Annotated in this window: 18 protein-coding genes; 6 read left to right on the top strand and 12 right to left on the bottom strand. The window is 44.7% G+C overall.

Annotated features, from left to right (window positions below):
* Nucleotides 1-55 precede the first annotated feature (55 nt).
* Nucleotides 56-283, top strand: coding sequence for a DUF1128 domain-containing protein (locus ACWA2B_RS17430; RefSeq protein ID WP_029517178.1), 228 nt, complete (start codon nucleotides 56-58; stop codon nucleotides 281-283).
* Between the two features lie 192 nt (nucleotides 284-475).
* On the opposite strand, the gene ACWA2B_RS17425 is transcribed toward ACWA2B_RS17430, so the two are convergent.
* Nucleotides 476-1,195 (bottom strand): pirin family protein, encoded by a 720-nt coding sequence (locus ACWA2B_RS17425; protein ID WP_069011995.1) that lies wholly within the window; start codon nucleotides 1,193-1,195, stop codon nucleotides 476-478.
* Nucleotides 1,196-1,426: 231 nt separating this feature from the next.
* On the opposite strand from ACWA2B_RS17425, the gene ACWA2B_RS17420 reads away from it, so the two are divergent.
* From ACWA2B_RS17420 to ACWA2B_RS17405, 4 genes are all read left to right on the top strand, one after another.
* Nucleotides 1,427-2,131, top strand: a complete 705-nt coding sequence (locus ACWA2B_RS17420) for a phosphatase PAP2 family protein (protein ID WP_069011993.1) — start codon at nucleotides 1,427-1,429, stop codon at nucleotides 2,129-2,131.
* Nucleotides 2,132-2,266: 135 nt separating this feature from the next.
* Nucleotides 2,267-2,524 carry a GlsB/YeaQ/YmgE family stress response membrane protein gene (locus ACWA2B_RS17415; protein WP_013311925.1) on the top strand — a complete coding sequence of 86 codons (258 nt, stop codon included), beginning with the start codon at nucleotides 2,267-2,269 and terminating at the stop codon, nucleotides 2,522-2,524.
* A 41-nt stretch (nucleotides 2,525-2,565) separates the two neighbouring features.
* Nucleotides 2,566-2,967 carry a YtxH domain-containing protein gene (locus ACWA2B_RS17410; RefSeq protein WP_039273640.1) on the top strand — a complete coding sequence of 134 codons (402 nt, stop codon included), beginning with the start codon at nucleotides 2,566-2,568 and terminating at the stop codon, nucleotides 2,965-2,967.
* 95 nt (nucleotides 2,968-3,062) lie between these two features.
* Nucleotides 3,063-3,536 (top strand): DUF5665 domain-containing protein, encoded by a 474-nt coding sequence (locus ACWA2B_RS17405; protein WP_449292462.1) that lies wholly within the window; start codon nucleotides 3,063-3,065, stop codon nucleotides 3,534-3,536.
* Between the two features lie 114 nt (nucleotides 3,537-3,650).
* Here the strand turns inward: ACWA2B_RS17405 and ACWA2B_RS17400 are convergent, their stop codons facing one another.
* From ACWA2B_RS17400 to ACWA2B_RS17350, 11 genes are all read right to left on the bottom strand, one after another.
* Complete coding sequence (locus tag ACWA2B_RS17400; protein ID WP_449292461.1) at nucleotides 3,651-4,610, bottom strand: magnesium transporter CorA family protein; 960 nt, start codon at nucleotides 4,608-4,610, stop codon at nucleotides 3,651-3,653.
* A 120-nt stretch (nucleotides 4,611-4,730) separates the two neighbouring features.
* Nucleotides 4,731-5,504: a sigma-70 family RNA polymerase sigma factor gene (locus ACWA2B_RS17395; RefSeq protein ID WP_013311929.1), complete on the bottom strand. Its 774-nt coding sequence runs from the start codon at nucleotides 5,502-5,504 to the stop codon at nucleotides 4,731-4,733.
* A complete protein-coding gene (gene rsbW, locus ACWA2B_RS17390) occupies nucleotides 5,501-5,953 on the bottom strand; it encodes an anti-sigma B factor RsbW (RefSeq protein ID WP_013311930.1) in 453 nt (150 codons plus the stop codon). Before rsbW ends, ACWA2B_RS17395 begins: the two co-directional genes overlap by 4 nt.
* An 18-nt stretch (nucleotides 5,954-5,971) precedes the next feature.
* On the bottom strand, nucleotides 5,972-6,310 hold the full coding sequence (locus ACWA2B_RS17385; RefSeq protein ID WP_023990272.1) for an STAS domain-containing protein: 339 nt from the start codon (nucleotides 6,308-6,310) through the stop codon (nucleotides 5,972-5,974).
* A gap of 99 nt (nucleotides 6,311-6,409) precedes the next feature.
* Nucleotides 6,410-8,080, bottom strand: a complete 1,671-nt coding sequence (locus ACWA2B_RS17380) for a response regulator (protein WP_449292460.1) — start codon at nucleotides 8,078-8,080, stop codon at nucleotides 6,410-6,412.
* 19 nt (nucleotides 8,081-8,099) lie between these two features.
* Complete coding sequence (locus ACWA2B_RS17375; RefSeq protein ID WP_029517171.1) at nucleotides 8,100-8,969, bottom strand: CheR family methyltransferase; 870 nt, start codon at nucleotides 8,967-8,969, stop codon at nucleotides 8,100-8,102.
* A 79-nt stretch (nucleotides 8,970-9,048) separates the two neighbouring features.
* Nucleotides 9,049-12,768, bottom strand: coding sequence for a response regulator (locus ACWA2B_RS17370; RefSeq protein WP_029517170.1), 3,720 nt, complete (start codon nucleotides 12,766-12,768; stop codon nucleotides 9,049-9,051).
* The gene (locus tag ACWA2B_RS17365) at nucleotides 12,752-13,933 is read right to left on the bottom strand and encodes a PP2C family protein-serine/threonine phosphatase (RefSeq protein WP_029517169.1); all 1,182 of its coding nucleotides are present in this window, start codon (nucleotides 13,931-13,933) and stop codon (nucleotides 12,752-12,754) included. Before ACWA2B_RS17365 ends, ACWA2B_RS17370 begins: the two co-directional genes overlap by 17 nt.
* 234 nt (nucleotides 13,934-14,167) lie before the next feature.
* Nucleotides 14,168-14,509 (bottom strand): general stress protein, encoded by a 342-nt coding sequence (locus tag ACWA2B_RS17360; RefSeq protein ID WP_023990277.1) that lies wholly within the window; start codon nucleotides 14,507-14,509, stop codon nucleotides 14,168-14,170.
* A gap of 96 nt (nucleotides 14,510-14,605) precedes the next feature.
* The gene (locus ACWA2B_RS17355) at nucleotides 14,606-15,124 is read right to left on the bottom strand and encodes a hypothetical protein (RefSeq protein WP_029517168.1); all 519 of its coding nucleotides are present in this window, start codon (nucleotides 15,122-15,124) and stop codon (nucleotides 14,606-14,608) included.
* A 51-nt stretch (nucleotides 15,125-15,175) separates the two neighbouring features.
* Nucleotides 15,176-15,697, bottom strand: coding sequence for a DUF948 domain-containing protein (locus tag ACWA2B_RS17350; protein ID WP_029517167.1), 522 nt, complete (start codon nucleotides 15,695-15,697; stop codon nucleotides 15,176-15,178).
* A 260-nt stretch (nucleotides 15,698-15,957) separates the two neighbouring features.
* On the opposite strand from ACWA2B_RS17350, the gene ACWA2B_RS17345 reads away from it, so the two are divergent.
* The gene (locus tag ACWA2B_RS17345) at nucleotides 15,958-16,125 is read left to right on the top strand and encodes a DUF1328 domain-containing protein (protein ID WP_029517166.1); all 168 of its coding nucleotides are present in this window, start codon (nucleotides 15,958-15,960) and stop codon (nucleotides 16,123-16,125) included.
* The last annotated feature ends 70 nt before the right edge of the window (nucleotides 16,126-16,195 follow it).

The following is a 16,195-nucleotide window of genomic DNA, read 5'->3' as shown; positions in this document are numbered from 1 at the left end:
AAACATGATACAATACAGGCAACTTCCCCTGTTATGAAAGGATGGAAAATTAACGATGGATTTGTCTGTACCGTCTCATGCCAACATTGAGTATATGATTGAGGGCATTAAAACCAAGCTCCGTATGGCGAGTGGTGCTGCTATGCAAGCTTCCGCTTTCTCGCTGGAGCAATACGAGGACATCCATGATGTCTATGATATGGTGATAAACAAGCCTAACCTGAGCATTTCCGAGGTTGAAGCTATTGTTTCTGAACTGGGTAGATTGCGTAAGTCCTCCTGAATCAGCCTATAGGAATACAGCTTAGCTGTATTACAACCTATCATCATGAGCAACAGCCTTCATGCCAGTGGCCCTGTCACCGTAAATAAAGCTCGTACCTCCGCTCGCTTCAACAGACGCGCAACGGGGATACGAGCTTTATTTTTCGATTGCATATACGCATTTTCATACACTTCTTCACTCAAGGATGCTTCAAGGTAAATCTGCTAACACCAGTTCAGATATATCCTCATTACCTGTAGCTAGTATCTTTAATGCACAACTTTTTTGAATTCGTGCAGCATCACCAGGCCCTAACTGAAAATCTCCATCCTGGCACGTAACTTCCACATGACCGCTAACTACATAAATGTGGGTGCGGCGCTCCTCTTGCTGCGGATATTCAAGCTGCTGGCCTTTTTCCAATCTGCTCAGATACAGATTTATATCCTGCGCGATGGATAACGTTCCCTCCACTTCTGAACCAGACACAACAGGCTGAAGCCGATTTAGGCGTTCACTGTGCTTGAATCTTTGCACCTGATAAGAAGGCTGAATGCCAGGGCTCTCGGGTAAAAACCACATTTGCAAAAAGCGAACCGATCTTTCATCCCCAGTATTTCGCTCTTCATGTTCAATCCCGATGCCTGCACTCAGAACCTGAATCGAGCCGCTTTTTAAATCCTGCTCATGTCCCAAGCTGTCGCTATGATGCAATTGGCCTTCAATTACATAAGTGACGATTTCCAAATCGTGATGCGGATGTCTTTTGAAGCCTTGCTGCGGTTCAAGTTTGTTATCATTATGGGCTAGCATACAACCAAAATGGGCATTGCTCGGATCTTCATAATCGGCAAATGAAAAGCTAAACTCACTATGAATCCATCCTTTATTTGAGGTATGTCTTTCTGCCGATGTCACTATTTTAATCATCCTTAACACCTCCATGGATTACAGTTCCGTAAAGCAGCCTTGCTTCGTGATGATTATTCCACTTTCGGCCCTGGCATTACAAACACTGTGATACGATCCCTTTACCCCGGGCTTAAATGCCTCAATCAGCCTGTCGTCTCCGTCGAGTTTTGCTCTTAAGTTCATTATTAGTTAAGTTAATAGTACGAAAAATTAAATCTATTACAGCCATAAGGAGGAGATTTATTACATATGCTATCCCATAAACCCCAACCATCCCGGTTCCTACCAAGCTATTTGCGTCGTAGTCTGTATGCATCTATTATCATGATCGCTGTGATGCTTCTCATCGCCTACTCTGTGCAATGGATTGGCACGGCTCCTTTTCTATATTGGGATGAGCGTATACAGGATGCTATTTTTCCAGACACAGCAGCTACTCATGACCAATTGCTAACCATCGCTATATTCATTACGTCTTTCGGTTCATTCAGCATGTCGTTAATTATCGCCCTCGGTGCTGCTACCTTATGCTGGGTCTTTCTTCGTTCAAAAGCTTATTCCTTTGCGATCCTAAGCAGCTTTACGGCGATGTGGGTGCTGAATACGCTCATTAAAGAAATTCTGCAACGGGAACGCCCGTCACTTCAACATTTGGTTGAAGCCGGGGGCTACAGTTTTCCCAGCGGTCATGCGATGATTTCCATGGGATTTTACGGCATGATATTTGCCATCTGGGCTATAGAACGAAAGATTCGTGAGCGTTCGCTCTTCCTCCCATGCGTTCTTGGTGCACTGCTCATTATATTGATTGGACTAAGCCGTATATATTTAGGAGTTCACTTTCCTACAGATATTGTGGGTGGTTATATTGCAGGCATCATTTGGCTGGCGTTTACCGTTCCTATGATCTATTGGCGAGCGAAAATGCAACTTTCTTCTCCCCCCCGCCCATAACGTCCGATTCGGCTTTTTGTTTCACTCCGGGTCATGACGTTTATATACGAAGTAAGCAAGGCACAGCAATATCGAAGCTCAGCATTTATCAAAAACGTTATCGTTTGTGAACTTAGGATAAGGGAGGCGATCCTTGTGTGGGGAATTGTACTAAGTATTGTAATGGCCATTATTATCGGATTGATTGGCGATGCACTAGCTGGACATGAAATGCCTGGCGGCATTGCAGGCTCTATGATTGCTGGATTTGTAGGAGCTTGGCTAGGTGTCATGCTGTTGGGAGACTGGGGCCCGGTCATCGGAGATTTTGCAGTCATTCCAGCCATACTTGGAACCGCATTGTTCGTATTCTTGCTCGGACTTGTGTCCAGGCTATTGAGAAGGGCTACCTAACATTTATATATATTTTTATTCTATAAAAGGAGTGATATATCATGAGTAACATTGACAATCAAAATATGGCAAGCACTTCAGGTTTTGCAAAGGGTTTATTCATTGGAGGTTTGATTGGTGCTGCGGCAGCCCTGCTGTTCGCTCCAAAGCCGGGTCGCGATTTACGTAGTGATCTGTCCGAAAAAATGACTGTTGTCTCCGATAAAACGAAGGATGTCGCATCTGTAGTTAGCAGCAAAGCGACAGATTTGGCCAAAACCGTTTCCACTAAAACAGCAGATGTAGCCAAAACGGTATCCGAGAGTAAAGACAACATCATATCCAGCGTAACCAAAGCTTCTGCCGATGTCGCTAATGAAGCGGCCAAAGCGGATAAAGAAGTTATGGATGCAACCGCTCAAGCAGCCAAGGACACTCAAAAACAATTAAATGCAAATTCCTAATAGGAACACATTCCGATTACAACCAAAATAATATCCAAACACTGAACAGCCAGCATGCAAGAAGCTGGCTGTTTTTAAATGATAGAAAGGCTGGGATGACAATGAACAAACTAAACTCCTATGGAGATGATCTTGCTCGGAACAACAAGAGAACCTTTCACCCCCTCCAGGCTCAAGATCAGCCAGATGAGATTTCATCCAAGCAGACCTCTTCTACTCATCATGTTAAAACACATGATCCGGAGAGAGACTTTGATGTAAATGAGCATCCTTTTGAACTTCGCCATGAGGTCAAGCGGCTTAACAAACGCCTAGATCAAATCGCAGATACATTGGAAAAAGCAGAATTCAAAGATATTATAGAGAACTACTCCAGCACGAAAAGAAGAATTATGAGCAATCTGACTGCAGGGATTGCACGTGGTCTCGGCCTTACGCTGGGTACAGTGGTCATACTCGCCTTGCTCGCTTGGTTGCTCAGTTTCCTGGTACAGTTAAATCTTCCGGTCATCGGAGATTTCATCGCCGAATTATTAGGATATATCAAAATGAGCCAAGGTACTAAGTAATTGTCCCTATCTCAATTAAAAACGATCCATCGTAACCGATATAGACTCCCCAAAGAGCTTCCTGTTACGATGGATCGTTTTTTATTTGTAAATTATAACAGCTGTAAGCAGCCGCTACAATTTGTTGCGCTTGTTAGTTTTCAATAAGTCTCCTGTCCACCCCTTCATCATCAGCCAGCCGTACATTCCCGCCATACTTAGCAATGTGGCAATAATCACGGCGGTAAAACCCCAGCCTGTTTTAATCCAAGGCAGATTTTCAAAGTTCATGCCCCAAATGGCCCCCACTACAGTGGCAGGTGTAAAAACGGCGGTCACAATGGTGAGCGTCTTCGTAATCTCATTGCCCCTAAAAGCGGAAATGGCCTCGTCAATAGAGATCAGGGTGTCGATTTCCTTTTCATAATACAGGAAAAGTCCTTCCATCCGAGTCACACGGTAAAGTAACTGCTTAAAAAAGCGATTCTCCTCCAGTTTATCCAAATATGCCTCCCGAGAAGCCGTTACCAGCTCTGAAAAAGGAATGAACATATTGCTCCAATACAACAGCTCGAAACGTGCATTCAATATAGAATCCATCAGTGTACGGGCATTTCTTTTCTCCATGTCCTCTTCCAGTCTTCTCAGGTTGATCTCGAACTTATCCATACCTGTATGAAAATAATGAAGCACGGCTCTCGCCAATACAAACATGCCGTCAGCTGCATCCTCACACTGTTCCAGCATTTTTTGGCGTTCCGCGGTGTGCATAATTTCACGGGTGTTTTGATCCAAATTTAACGTCACCAGCTTCTGGTTTAGAACCAGAAAATAAAACTTGTTGCAATTGCGTTGACTATCGATTTCCTCTTGAACGGAGTAGATCAGCGACCCGTACATTAAGGGCTGATTGCCATCTGGAAAGCGTACAGATATAAAGCTGGATGGAATGTCCTCTACCTTGTCCAGCCATTCTGCGGCTTCTGGGAGCTTCTCCTTCAAGTGCTGTATGACCGAATCTTGCCAATTCCCAGCACTGATGTCCCACCATTCCCATCCTCCACGAAAGGAAGAAATCTGTTCAAATGCTGTCATGGATTCCAACCTTCCTCCCAACCTTTTTCGCTTTATAAAAAGGACACGTTTCCCATATCGGAATAACGTGTCCTTACGATGTGACATCAAATATGTTAAACCAAGAATTCCGCGTTTTTCTCATGAAATAGAGGAATTAGACATAATCTGCTTCAGCTTTTCCGTAGCCCGCTTCTGAATACGGGAAACGCTCATCTGTGATACGCCCAACGTCTGGGCAATCGCACGTTGAGATTGACCGTCCTGAAATGCCAGAAGAAGCACCTTCTGTTCCTGCTCCTTCAGTTGGCTTAAAGCCTGCTGCAAATCCATTCGTTTTTCCACAGTGTCATAATCGTTAGCATCCGAGCTAATGAGCTCGCCTAACGTAGCTGCACTCTCTTCCTGGGATAAAGGCGAGTCCAGTGAAACATAGTGATAGCACTCACGACCAGCAAGCACCTCGATCGTTTCTTCCACGGTTAGATCCAAATAGGTCGCAATCTCGTCCACATTGGGTGAGCGTTCCAACTTAACGGTCAGTTCATCAATAGCATGTTGAACAAGCGCACCCTTTTCCTTAATGCGGCGAGGAACCTGGATGTACCAGGATTTGTCGCGCAAATAATTTTTCATATGTCCCAGCATACTTTTCATAGCGTACGGTTCAAATGGGATACCCAAGCTGATATCGTATTGCTGAAGCAGACGTATCAAAGCCATCTGACCGGTCTGATATAAATCCTCGTATAAGTCCGGACGGTTACGGGAGATTTTCCCGGCAGCCATCTTGACCATCGGCTCATACTTGCGGATCAGCACGGTAGCAATCTCGTTATCCTTGGTTTGCTGGTACTCCCAGATTAGACCAACGGCTTCATCCATCGACTCCGGGGGAGTTACCTTTTCATTCATACTCTTTCCTCACTTCTGGTCAAGCGCTTTACCAGCACCACTTCGGTGCCTTTTCCTGTCTCATTCAAGATATGGACATCGTCCATAAGCGCCTGCATGAGATAAAAGCCTAATCCGCCTATCTGTGCATCATTCAACTCCTTGTCATGCAAGGATGCGATACGGGACGGGTCCTCCACGCGTTCAAAGCTCTCCCCTTCATCTTTGACACGAATGGACAGCGAAACTTCATCAAATTCGAATGTCACTTCCACGACTCCCCCCTCATGACCATATGCATAAAGGACAGAGTTATTACAGGCTTCCGATACAGCCACTTTCATGTCTTCAATATCCTCATAAGAGAATCCCATTTTCGCGGCAATACCGTATAAATTTAATCTTACAATATCAACAAAGTCAGCAGTTGCCGGCAAATTAAGAACTACTTTTTGAATTTGAGCGTTCATTTCTTTTTCTTTCCTTTCCTATTGGGAATTCTCCTGGGGGACAAAGAATTTGGCAATACCAGTCATATCAAATAGCTTTTGAATTTGAGGCGGTACCTCTTGAACAGCAAAGCGAGACTCCATCCCATGCCTTGCTTTTAAAATGGATAACAAGATTCCAATACCTGTGCTGTCAATGTATTTAAGGTCTCTCAAGTTAATAATCAAATCTTGGCTGGATTCCCCCACCAAAGGCTCCATCACCAGACGAAAATCAGGTGCTACCGAAAGATCCAACTCTCCACTCAGATAAACGGTATTTACGCCATCGGTTGTTTCCGTAATTGCATTAAACTTCTCATTTTTATTTGTATTCATAGGCCTACTCTCCCAAAAAAAGATTTCCCTACATACTAACCCATTATACGAGCGTTTGAATCACGGTATAACTTTTTAAACACTACCAAATGCCACCATCTAAGCTTCATTGATCTGATCTTTACCCGGTTGCATTGGAAAATGGTCCGGAGAATGCCGTAGCAATGCCTGTTTTACACTGCTGATTTTAACGGGCTTACTAATATAATCGTTCATCCCCGCTTCAATACATCGAGACTGAATACCCTCCATCACATTAGCCGTCATGGCGATAATGGCAGGTTGCGATCTTCCCGCCAATTGTTCACGCACTCTCCCTGTGCACTCCAGACCGTCCATCACAGGCATCTGCAAGTCCATAAAGATATAGTCATAGTCCTGATTAGCCGTGACCATATCAAGCGCCTGCTGTCCATCTGCTGCCACATCTGAAGCCAGTCCGAGCTTATCCAGTATATTAACCATCAGCTTCTGGTTAATCGGATGATCATCAACGACCAGTACAGGTCTACGACTTGGAGATTCCTGATGTGGAATTTCCCAATCGTGGCTGGACTCTCCCTCCAGTTCATTTTCCTGAGCAAAGCCAAGCTTCATTGTGAAATGAAACGTCACGCCCTGTTCTCCGCTCGTATCTACACGGATATCTCCGCCCATCATATTCACTAAGGTTTTACAAATGGCGAGTCCTAACCCGGTTCCACCATATTTACGTGTCATTGAAGAATCCAGTTGGGAAAAGGGCTGAAACAACCTTCCAACCTTAGCCGGATCAATACCAATGCCTGTATCCTTCACAGAAAACTCAACGGTAAGTCCATTATCGCTTTGCTCTTTGACAGATGCGAAAACATACACCCCGCCCCGGTCTGTAAATTTGACAGCATTGGATATCAGGTTAATCAGTACTTGACGCAATCTTCCCATATCTCCATATAACACAGGAGGCATCTGTTCATCGAGAAAATAAACCAGTTCCAAGTTCTTTCGGTTCACTTCTACCGTAAATAGGCTGAAAACTTCCTTGATACAGGAAACCAGATCAAAAGGATATTCCTCTACCTCCATTTTGCCTGACTCCAGCTTAGTGAAGTCCAGAATATCATTAATGACTGCTACCAGTGCGTCTGCACTACGACGGATGATATCGGCATATTCCTGTTGGTCGCTTTGCAGCTCCGTCTCCATCAGCAAATCAATCATTCCAATGACGCCGTTCATAGGTGTGCGGATCTCATGGCTCATCATCGCCAGAAATTCCGTTTTGGCATTGGCAGCAATCTCCGCTGCCTCCTTGGCGGCAATCAGTTCGCTGTTCATCTTCTCCAGCTGCTGGGTCTTCTGATGAAGCAGATGGGACTGTGTCTTCAAACGCTTATTTGTCAGATACATTTGCACGAAACCTTCAATTTTGGACTTGAGAATTTGAGGGATGAACGGCTTAACCATATAATCAATACCGCCTGCTGAATATCCCGCAAATAAATGCTCCGCTTCCTTGCTGTTAGCTGAAATGAAGATAATCGGAATATCCTTCGTTTTCTCTCTGGCCTTGATTAGCTTTGCGGTCTCAATACCATCCATACCCGGCATCTGCACATCCAGGACTACGAGTGCAAATTCATCTTTTAATAGACATCGCAGCGCTTCTTCCCCGGATGTGGCCTTTACCAGATTATATTGTTCACTCTCCAGCACCGCCTCAAGAGCGAGCAGGTTCTCAGGTCTGTCATCTACCAGCAATATATGAATCGGTTCATGAAGCCCCATGGAATCCTCCTAAGCATCTCTATTTAATCTTCCGGTATATTTTTTCTATCCGGTCCAGCGGCTCGTAGGAATCACTATAATCGGTAAAATGTATGGATTCCTTGGCCCCAAGCACCAACACGCCAAAATGACTCAAGCTATCATAAAACAACCCATGTACATGGTTGCGAAGTTCGTCGTTAAAATAGATCATGACATTCCGGCAAAAAATAACATTGAACTCGTTAAAGGACCGGTCTGTCGCTAAGTTGTGCTCCGCAAAAATAATATTTTTCCGTAAAAAAGGATGAAACATCACTGAATCATACTTGGCTGTATAATATTCAGAGAACGATTGTGTGCCCCCGGACTCCAAATAATTTTTGGTATACAGCTTCATTCGGTCGATCCCGTATACGCCTTCCTTCGCCTGCTGTAAAGACAGGTTATTCATATCCGTCGCATAAATGCGGGCCTTATCATATAAGCCTTCCTCATGCAGCAAGATCGCCATAGAATATACTTCCTCACCCGTGGAGCAACCTGCATGCCATATTCGAATATACGGATACGTTCGCAAAATAGGAATGATTTTCTGTCTGAAATTCAGAAACAGCTCCGGGTCACGGAACATCTCGGTCACCGGAATGGAAAGGCTCTGTACCAGCCTATCGAAGGCGCTGCGATCATGCAGCACCTTCTCCTGAAGTCCTGATATCGTGCTTACATTCTCGGACTGCGCATGATAATAAACACGCCGCTTAATCGAAGGCAGAGCGTAGTTACGGAAATCGTAGCCGTACAGCCGATGTATACCTTCCAGCAACAGCTCAATCTCAATCAATTCCCGCTCGGCATCATTCGATTTCACTTCATTAGCAGCATTATCCGCCATATCCTTAGATGTCATAATCTCTCTCCAATTCCTAAATAGGTTTTGCCTGTGCCGCTCCCATCATGTGTCGATTTATATTACCCATTTTTTTGGGTTACGAATACAACCACACCCGCATTAATGATAAAAGTTGTTCGGTTTGAATCGGTTTTTTTACATAATCGGAAGCGCCTGCCTCAATACACTTGGAACGATCATCCTTCATGGCCTTGGCTGTCAGGGCAATAATAGGCATCTTCTCGAATTGTGGCATTAGCCGGATACGTCGCATCGCTTCATATCCATCCATTTCCGGCATCATCATATCCATCAGCACCAGATCAAAATCAGGTGTCTGTTCCAGCAGTTCCAGTGCTTCTCTTCCATTTTCGGCAAAGGTAACATCCATACGATAGCTTTCCAGCACACTGGACAGAGCAAATACATTGCGAATATCATCGTCTACCAACAATATTTTTTTACCTTCAAACAGCTCTTCCTTGTTGTATAGCTTTTGCAAAATTTTTCGTTTGTCCTCAGGAAGATTCGCCTCTACACGATGCAAGAACAGCGTTGTTTCGTCCAAAAGCCGTTCCGGCGATTTAACATCTTTAATAATAATAGACTCTGCATATTTGCGAAGTTGCGTTTCTTCTTTGTTATCCAGATCTTTGCCTGTATAAATAATGATCGGCAGATCAGCTAGCTGCTCGTTCTCTCGAATACGATCCAGCAGCTCAAAACCAGTCATGTCGCTCAGCATCAGATCCAGTACCATGCAGTCATACCGCTGAGTGGCCAGCTCATTCAGTGCTTCCTGACCTGTCGATACCGCCGTAATGGCAACATCATCATGATCGATCAGCTCAATAATGGATTTACGCTGATTATCGTCATCTTCAACCACAAGAAGACGTTTGACCATTTGGTCTGTATACGATTTTATATGTGAAAATGCCTTATCCAGACTTTCCTTCGAGGAAGGCTTTTTGAGATAGGCAATCGCGCCCATCATTAGGCCCTGCTTCACATCATCTATGACTGAAATAACATGCACTGGAATATGACGTGTCGATGAATTTCCTTTTAGCTCGCCTAAAATGGACCAGCCATCCATCACAGGTAATTGAATATCTAATATAATAGCGTCCGGCAAATAAGACTGAGCCATGTTGAGCCCATCGTCTCCTTGGAGAGCGATCAGTGCCTTAAAGCCCCGGCTACGGGCCATATCGTACAAAATATTAGCAAAGTTAATATCATCCTCAATAATCAGCAGCACTTTATCCTGCGAGGTAATCTCGTTTCGGTCGTCCCCTGGATGTATAATGTCCTCCGCTTTGTTTTTCGAAGGTATCTGATATAATGGCAACTGTTTAGCAGGCATAATCATGGGAAGGTCCGTTTCTGCCGAGGCTGCAACATTCTCAAAATTCGAATTCACATCCGTACCGTTAAATTCCTCTCTCGAATGAGAATCCATATCCTCAGCCGTAGGCGTTTGTTCCGGCAAATACAGTGTGAAGCAACTGCCCTGTCCCTGCTCGGATTCCACCGTAATCACACCGCCCAACAATCTGGAAAGCTCGCGGCTGATTGACAGACCTAGTCCTGTCCCCCCATATTTCCGGCTGGTTGTACCGTCTACCTGCTGGAAGGCTTCGAAGATCAGATCCGTTTTATCGGAAGCAATCCCAATGCCCGTATCATGCACAGATAGAGCCAGATAGGATCTTCGTGGATTTAGCAGACCCGGAAGCTGTTCTCCATTTGCCCGAGATACACTGAAACGAATAGATCCTTCCGTGGTGAACTTGAATGCATTGGACAACAAATTACGTAAAATTTGTTTGAGACGATAACCGTCACTGATAATGGCATCTGGCAAGTTCTCTTCGATCTCGGTATGCAGTTGAAGCCCACGTTGGGCTGCGACCGGAGCAAAATTCTGCTCCACAAACAGTTCCAGTTCCTTCAAGTGGACCGCTTCATGGTTAATATCCATTTTTCCAGCGTCCACTTTGGATAAATCCAGAATTTCATCAATCATTTTCAGCAAATCCGCGCCTGACATATAAATGGTTTGTGCATATTCCACCTGCTTCGGCTTGAGATTGCCTTCCTTGTTCTCAGACAAGAGCTGAGAAAGAATGAGCAAGCTATTTAGCGGAGTACGCAGCTCATGAGACATATTGGCCAAAAACTCAGATTTGTATTTGCTTGTGATTCCTAGCTGCATGGCCTGTTGTTCCAACTGAGCTCGTGCATGTTCAATCTCGTCGTTCTTTTCTTCCACTTCTCGTACCTGTTCTTCTAGCGCTCTGGTTTTGGCAATTAGTTCAGTATTAAAATGCTCCAATTCTTCTTGTTGACGCTGTAACAATTCCTCTGAACGCTTGAGTTCCTCTGTTTGCTCCTCCAAATTTTCGTTGGAGCGCTTGAGTTCCTCTTGCTGAGTTTGTAGCTCCTCGGACTGGCATTGCAATTCCTCAGTAAGTGCCTGGGACTCGCGCAGCAATTGCTCTACACGCATCCGTCCCTTGATATTGTTCAGAATGATCCCCATGCTCTCTACTAATTGAGCAAACAGCTTCGTTTCCAGATCACTGAAGCGATCCAGTGACGCTATTTCTATAGCACCGATGCACTCATCTTCGAACAAAATAGGGAAAATCATAATTCCCACTGGCTTACTTTCTCCTAAGGCAGAGCCTATGGACAAATATCCGTCAGGAGCCTCTGTAATCAAGATCGGCTTACGATCCAAAACACATTGTCCGAGCAACCCTTCGCCTACCTGGATAACGTCTCTAATCGAATTTTCGCCAGTCACCTTTGCATAGGAGCCGTATAACTTAAATCGGTTGTCTTCTACATCTTTTCCTTGCAAATAGATGGCTCCATAACTGCCTCCCAAGATGGGCGTAAACTCACTAATGAACATCTGAGCAACCTGCTCCAGTGAATTTACGCCACGGAACAACTCAGTCACTCGAGCAGTATTGGCATTAAGCCAAGTTTGGTCCTTCTGCGTTTGAAGGACGGAATGTTCAAATTTCCGCTTTTCTTCCAAGTCTCCGGCCATTTGTTGAAATACACGAGCGACCTCACCGATTTCATCTTTGGAGGCAACACTCATTCGGCTGATGGCCCTGTACTTTCCCTTGCCAAAACCATTAATCATGAGATTCACGACATTTAGACCTTTGGCAATACTTGGGAGCACCCACAAAATAACCAGTAAGCCCATGATCAGGCCGGCGGCCATCAGAATTGTGGTAATCTGCACAGATTCTTCATACGCCAAATTGGCTTGCTTCATGTCGCTATCAATTTCCCGATCCTGAAAAACGGCAAGGGCATTAATACTATCCATCGCCTCCTCTTGGGCAGGCAAACCAGTACTATTGCGGAAAGCGTTAGCCTCATCAATACGATCTTGCCCCAACAAAGAGACCAGTCTTTGTTCGTAACTTAAAAATTCATTCCACGCGACGGCTACCCGATCAACCTGCTGTTGCTCTTCACTGGTGCCGGAATTCGTTTGCAGACTAGCCAGCACTTTCGTTCCAGTAGCCGAAATATCGTCCAGCTCGCGTTTGGCCTCACTAACGGAGGAACCTGGATTCAAGATCAGATTGGCCATCACTTTGGCCATATCGTTCACCTGCCCGCGAATAGCTGTTGTTTTCCGGACTTTCATATATCGATCCTGATAAACCTGATTCAACTGCTCATTCAGGCTCCCCATCCGGTCATAGCTGATTAGTGTCAGCACAAGGAGGATCGCCATAAGCGATCCAAAGCCAATCAGCAGTTTATTTCTGATTTTCATGCAAGCTCTCTCCCTCTTTCAACGAAATCCAGATCAGGCATTTATCATCATCACGATCTTGTGGCGCCTCTTTACGAAAAAAAGCATCCAGCATCGCTTCTTCATTCCATTGCTCATATTTACGCAGACACTCAGTCAGATACTCCAACTGCTCCTCATATTCACCTTCCACCGCCTCCAGCAAGCCATCCGTATACAAAGCGATATGCCCTGTTCCTTCATAATGAATCGTGTGCATTTCTGCATCAATCTTATCAAATAAACCAACCGGGCTGCATGCACGGTCAAATTTGGTAATGCTACCATCCTGGTTGAACAGCAAACCGGGAGGATGTCCCGCATTTACATAGTCAATTCGCCGTGCACGGGTATCAATCACCATATAAATCGCCGTAAAATAATACTGTACCAGCTGTTTGCCCAGATCCAGTTGATTAAAACGACGATTCAGCTCTTGTATGACCTTCTCAGGCTCCACATACGTGGTCACCGTGTCCTTAAGTACAGATGCAATGAACATGCAGAACAGCGAAGAAGAAATGCCATGTCCCATCATATCCAGCAAAATGATGGCATATCGCCCCTCCCCTAACGGATACCAAGAATATAAATCCCCTGCCAGTTCAAAGGAAGGCTGATAGAGCGCATTTACTTGCAGCACCGGGTCCTGAATGGCAGGACTAAGTACCGCTTGCTGCACCATCGCGGCCAGCTTCAACTCATCCTGAATTCGCTGATCCCGATCCTTATGCCAGTCCTTCTCCAATTTGAGACGCAAGGCAGATCGGATTCGCGCCATTAGCTCTACCTTGTTGATCGGTTTCGTGACGTAATCGACGGCTCCCACATCCAGAGCTTCAGCCAATTTTTTAGAATCACCTACAGCCGTTACCATAATAATCGGGATATCTTTTAAATGCTCATATTCCTGCACAATACTGCAAGCTTCAATGCCGTCCATTTCAGGCATCATCATATCCAGCAGCACCAGATCAATATCTGAAGGACGGGGCCTGAGACTAATGGTACGATCGCCTATTCCCAGATGCTCTAACATTTCTGCGGCCGAGTTAGCAGAGATCACATCCCGATAATTTTCTTTTTTTAGTATCTCACGAATAATAATGATATTCGTCGGGTTATCGTCAACAATTAGAATTCTCATTGGCTTCTCCTTATCTGTAACTCATGTATTATACTATACCTACTTAAACGGCAACACCCTTGTTGATTAGTAGTAGTGTTTCCGTAAGAAGGCATTCCAAAAACATAGATAAGGAATGAGGCTGAACCCCATTCCTTATCTATGTTTTTGGAGGACCCGCGAAACACTTGTGCTGCGGTCAACTTCCTCTTTTTCGAATCTAATGTCACGCTGCTCTTATAGTGAACAGCGATATCACGCTTTTTTAGCAATGACCAGCACTTTCCCCTGATCCAGTTCTTTTTCATAAAAGTCAGCTTCCGTATCTGTAAATCCCAAGGAAGTAATTTTAGCGCGAAGCTCATCGCCGCGGGAACGGAACAAGTTGGCTAATGAATCGAAAACGCCCTCTTCCTTAATCCCGATTTCCTTGGCATCCACCGTATCGGCAATACGATCTGTCCGATCCTGATCATGAGCGAGCACGAACACATCCTCATAACGATAGCCTGTGTTACGCAACTCATTTACTGCTTCAACGGCTTGTACACCGTTATCTACCACTTTGGCATAAGATTTATGATTGGTCTGATTCATGTTTCTCACGCTCCTTTAAGGATTGACTTCTCTGACTATTACACTTCACATATCCATTTGAAACTTCCATGTTATGTCATGCCTTAAAAAAATCAATTACCATTCCGTTTCATCAAAAAACTCAACATACTTAGGTTTATCAGACGTCTCATCCATAAACACTTTGATTGCACGTTGTCCGCGTACATATACCTCTCCGTCTTCCGCCGTGAATTGCGAGCCACCCAGCGCCTGATCGAGCGTTTTCCGTTGCAGCGGCAGCCACTTATCATTCACCTTGATTCGACCGGCAGCAGGATCTACATGCACATAAGAAACGACGTCCTCACGCATACCTACCACAACATCTGGATATTGGTATTCTGTAGAAAGCAGCAACTTATCCTTTTTGACTCGCTGTGGCTTGCCCAGCTTTTTCAATACATCAGCACGTGTATCATCCAAAGATATGCCATTTAAGGTATGAAAATCTGCTGGTACAGCATGTGGAGCGGGTATCGTCTGCACAGTCCTAACCACATGTCCCGCTATTTGCGGGGAAACGGTTTGCTGAACCGTATCCTGTCCGGAAAAGGGAGTGAGCAAACCAGCAGCTAGTAATAACGTCTTCATCATAAATCTCACCCTTTCAATGAATTTCCTGTAGTTTACGGTTCAGCCACTATGCTACTGACGCATTTTCTGCCACACCCCAGCAGCGATGTCTACATAACCCAACCAGTTTTTACCTGGCTTGGCCGCAGGCTCCTCATAAGTCGCATTGTAGCTCTGAACCGTCCGCTCCGTTGCGGTCAAAGGTCTATTCGATGTCGTTGCCTTGATCGCGTTATCCGTTCTGGAAGTATTACTCGCAGCGCTATGCGATTTCTGAAACCGTGTCATTAACGCTGTTGAAGCCTGCTTGGCAGCCAACGTCACTTCGCTGAGTACCTCCCCCAAATTTCTAACCGATTCCATCACTGGCTCCACTTGCTTCAATTTATGATCAACATCTGCGGTGATGTCATTCGCATGTCGAACCGTTTGTTTTACTTCATAACTCAGTTCATCAATCGTTTTTTGTACATCCTGCAAGGTTTGAGTCACCTTATCCAAAGAGCCTTGTGCTGCTTTCAACGTTTTAATGAGGAAAATAACGAGAACTGCAAATGCGATAGCAATAATAAAAATGCTGACCTGTGTTAACATAGCGTAACCTCTCTTTCGTCTTTCACGATGATGTTTATGATTACTGCATAGTTACCCTTTAGATTCAGACACGAAACAACGTCCAGGCTGGCTTCTTCTCCGCTCCAAACGTTATGATTCACGGACTCTCACACCGTTTAAAACAACGTATAACGATGGCACAGACACGAATATTCTATAGAAGTCTCCATCATCTGCAACCATGCTCTATCGGGGCGTGAGTATGCCACATTATATACAATTAAAGGAGGATACAGAACATGCTAAAATGGTCCGCTTTATTCTTAATTTTTGCTGTGATCGCCGGTATCTTAGGTTTTTTTGGTATCGTCGTGTCCGTAGCTGCTACAATCGCTAAAATATTATTTGTGATATTTCTGGTGTTGTTCGTCATTTCACTCTTCACCAGAAGAAAACGGGTTTCATAGTTATCGGATGCTAGCTGCACAAAAGCAATATTCTAAATGTCTATAAAAAAAGGATGTTCCCACCCTGGTC

The sequence above is a fragment of the Paenibacillus sp. CMM36 genome (genome assembly GCF_053570945.1).
Note: the sequence above shows the minus strand (reverse complement) of the source record. Positions and strands in the feature narration are given on the sequence as shown.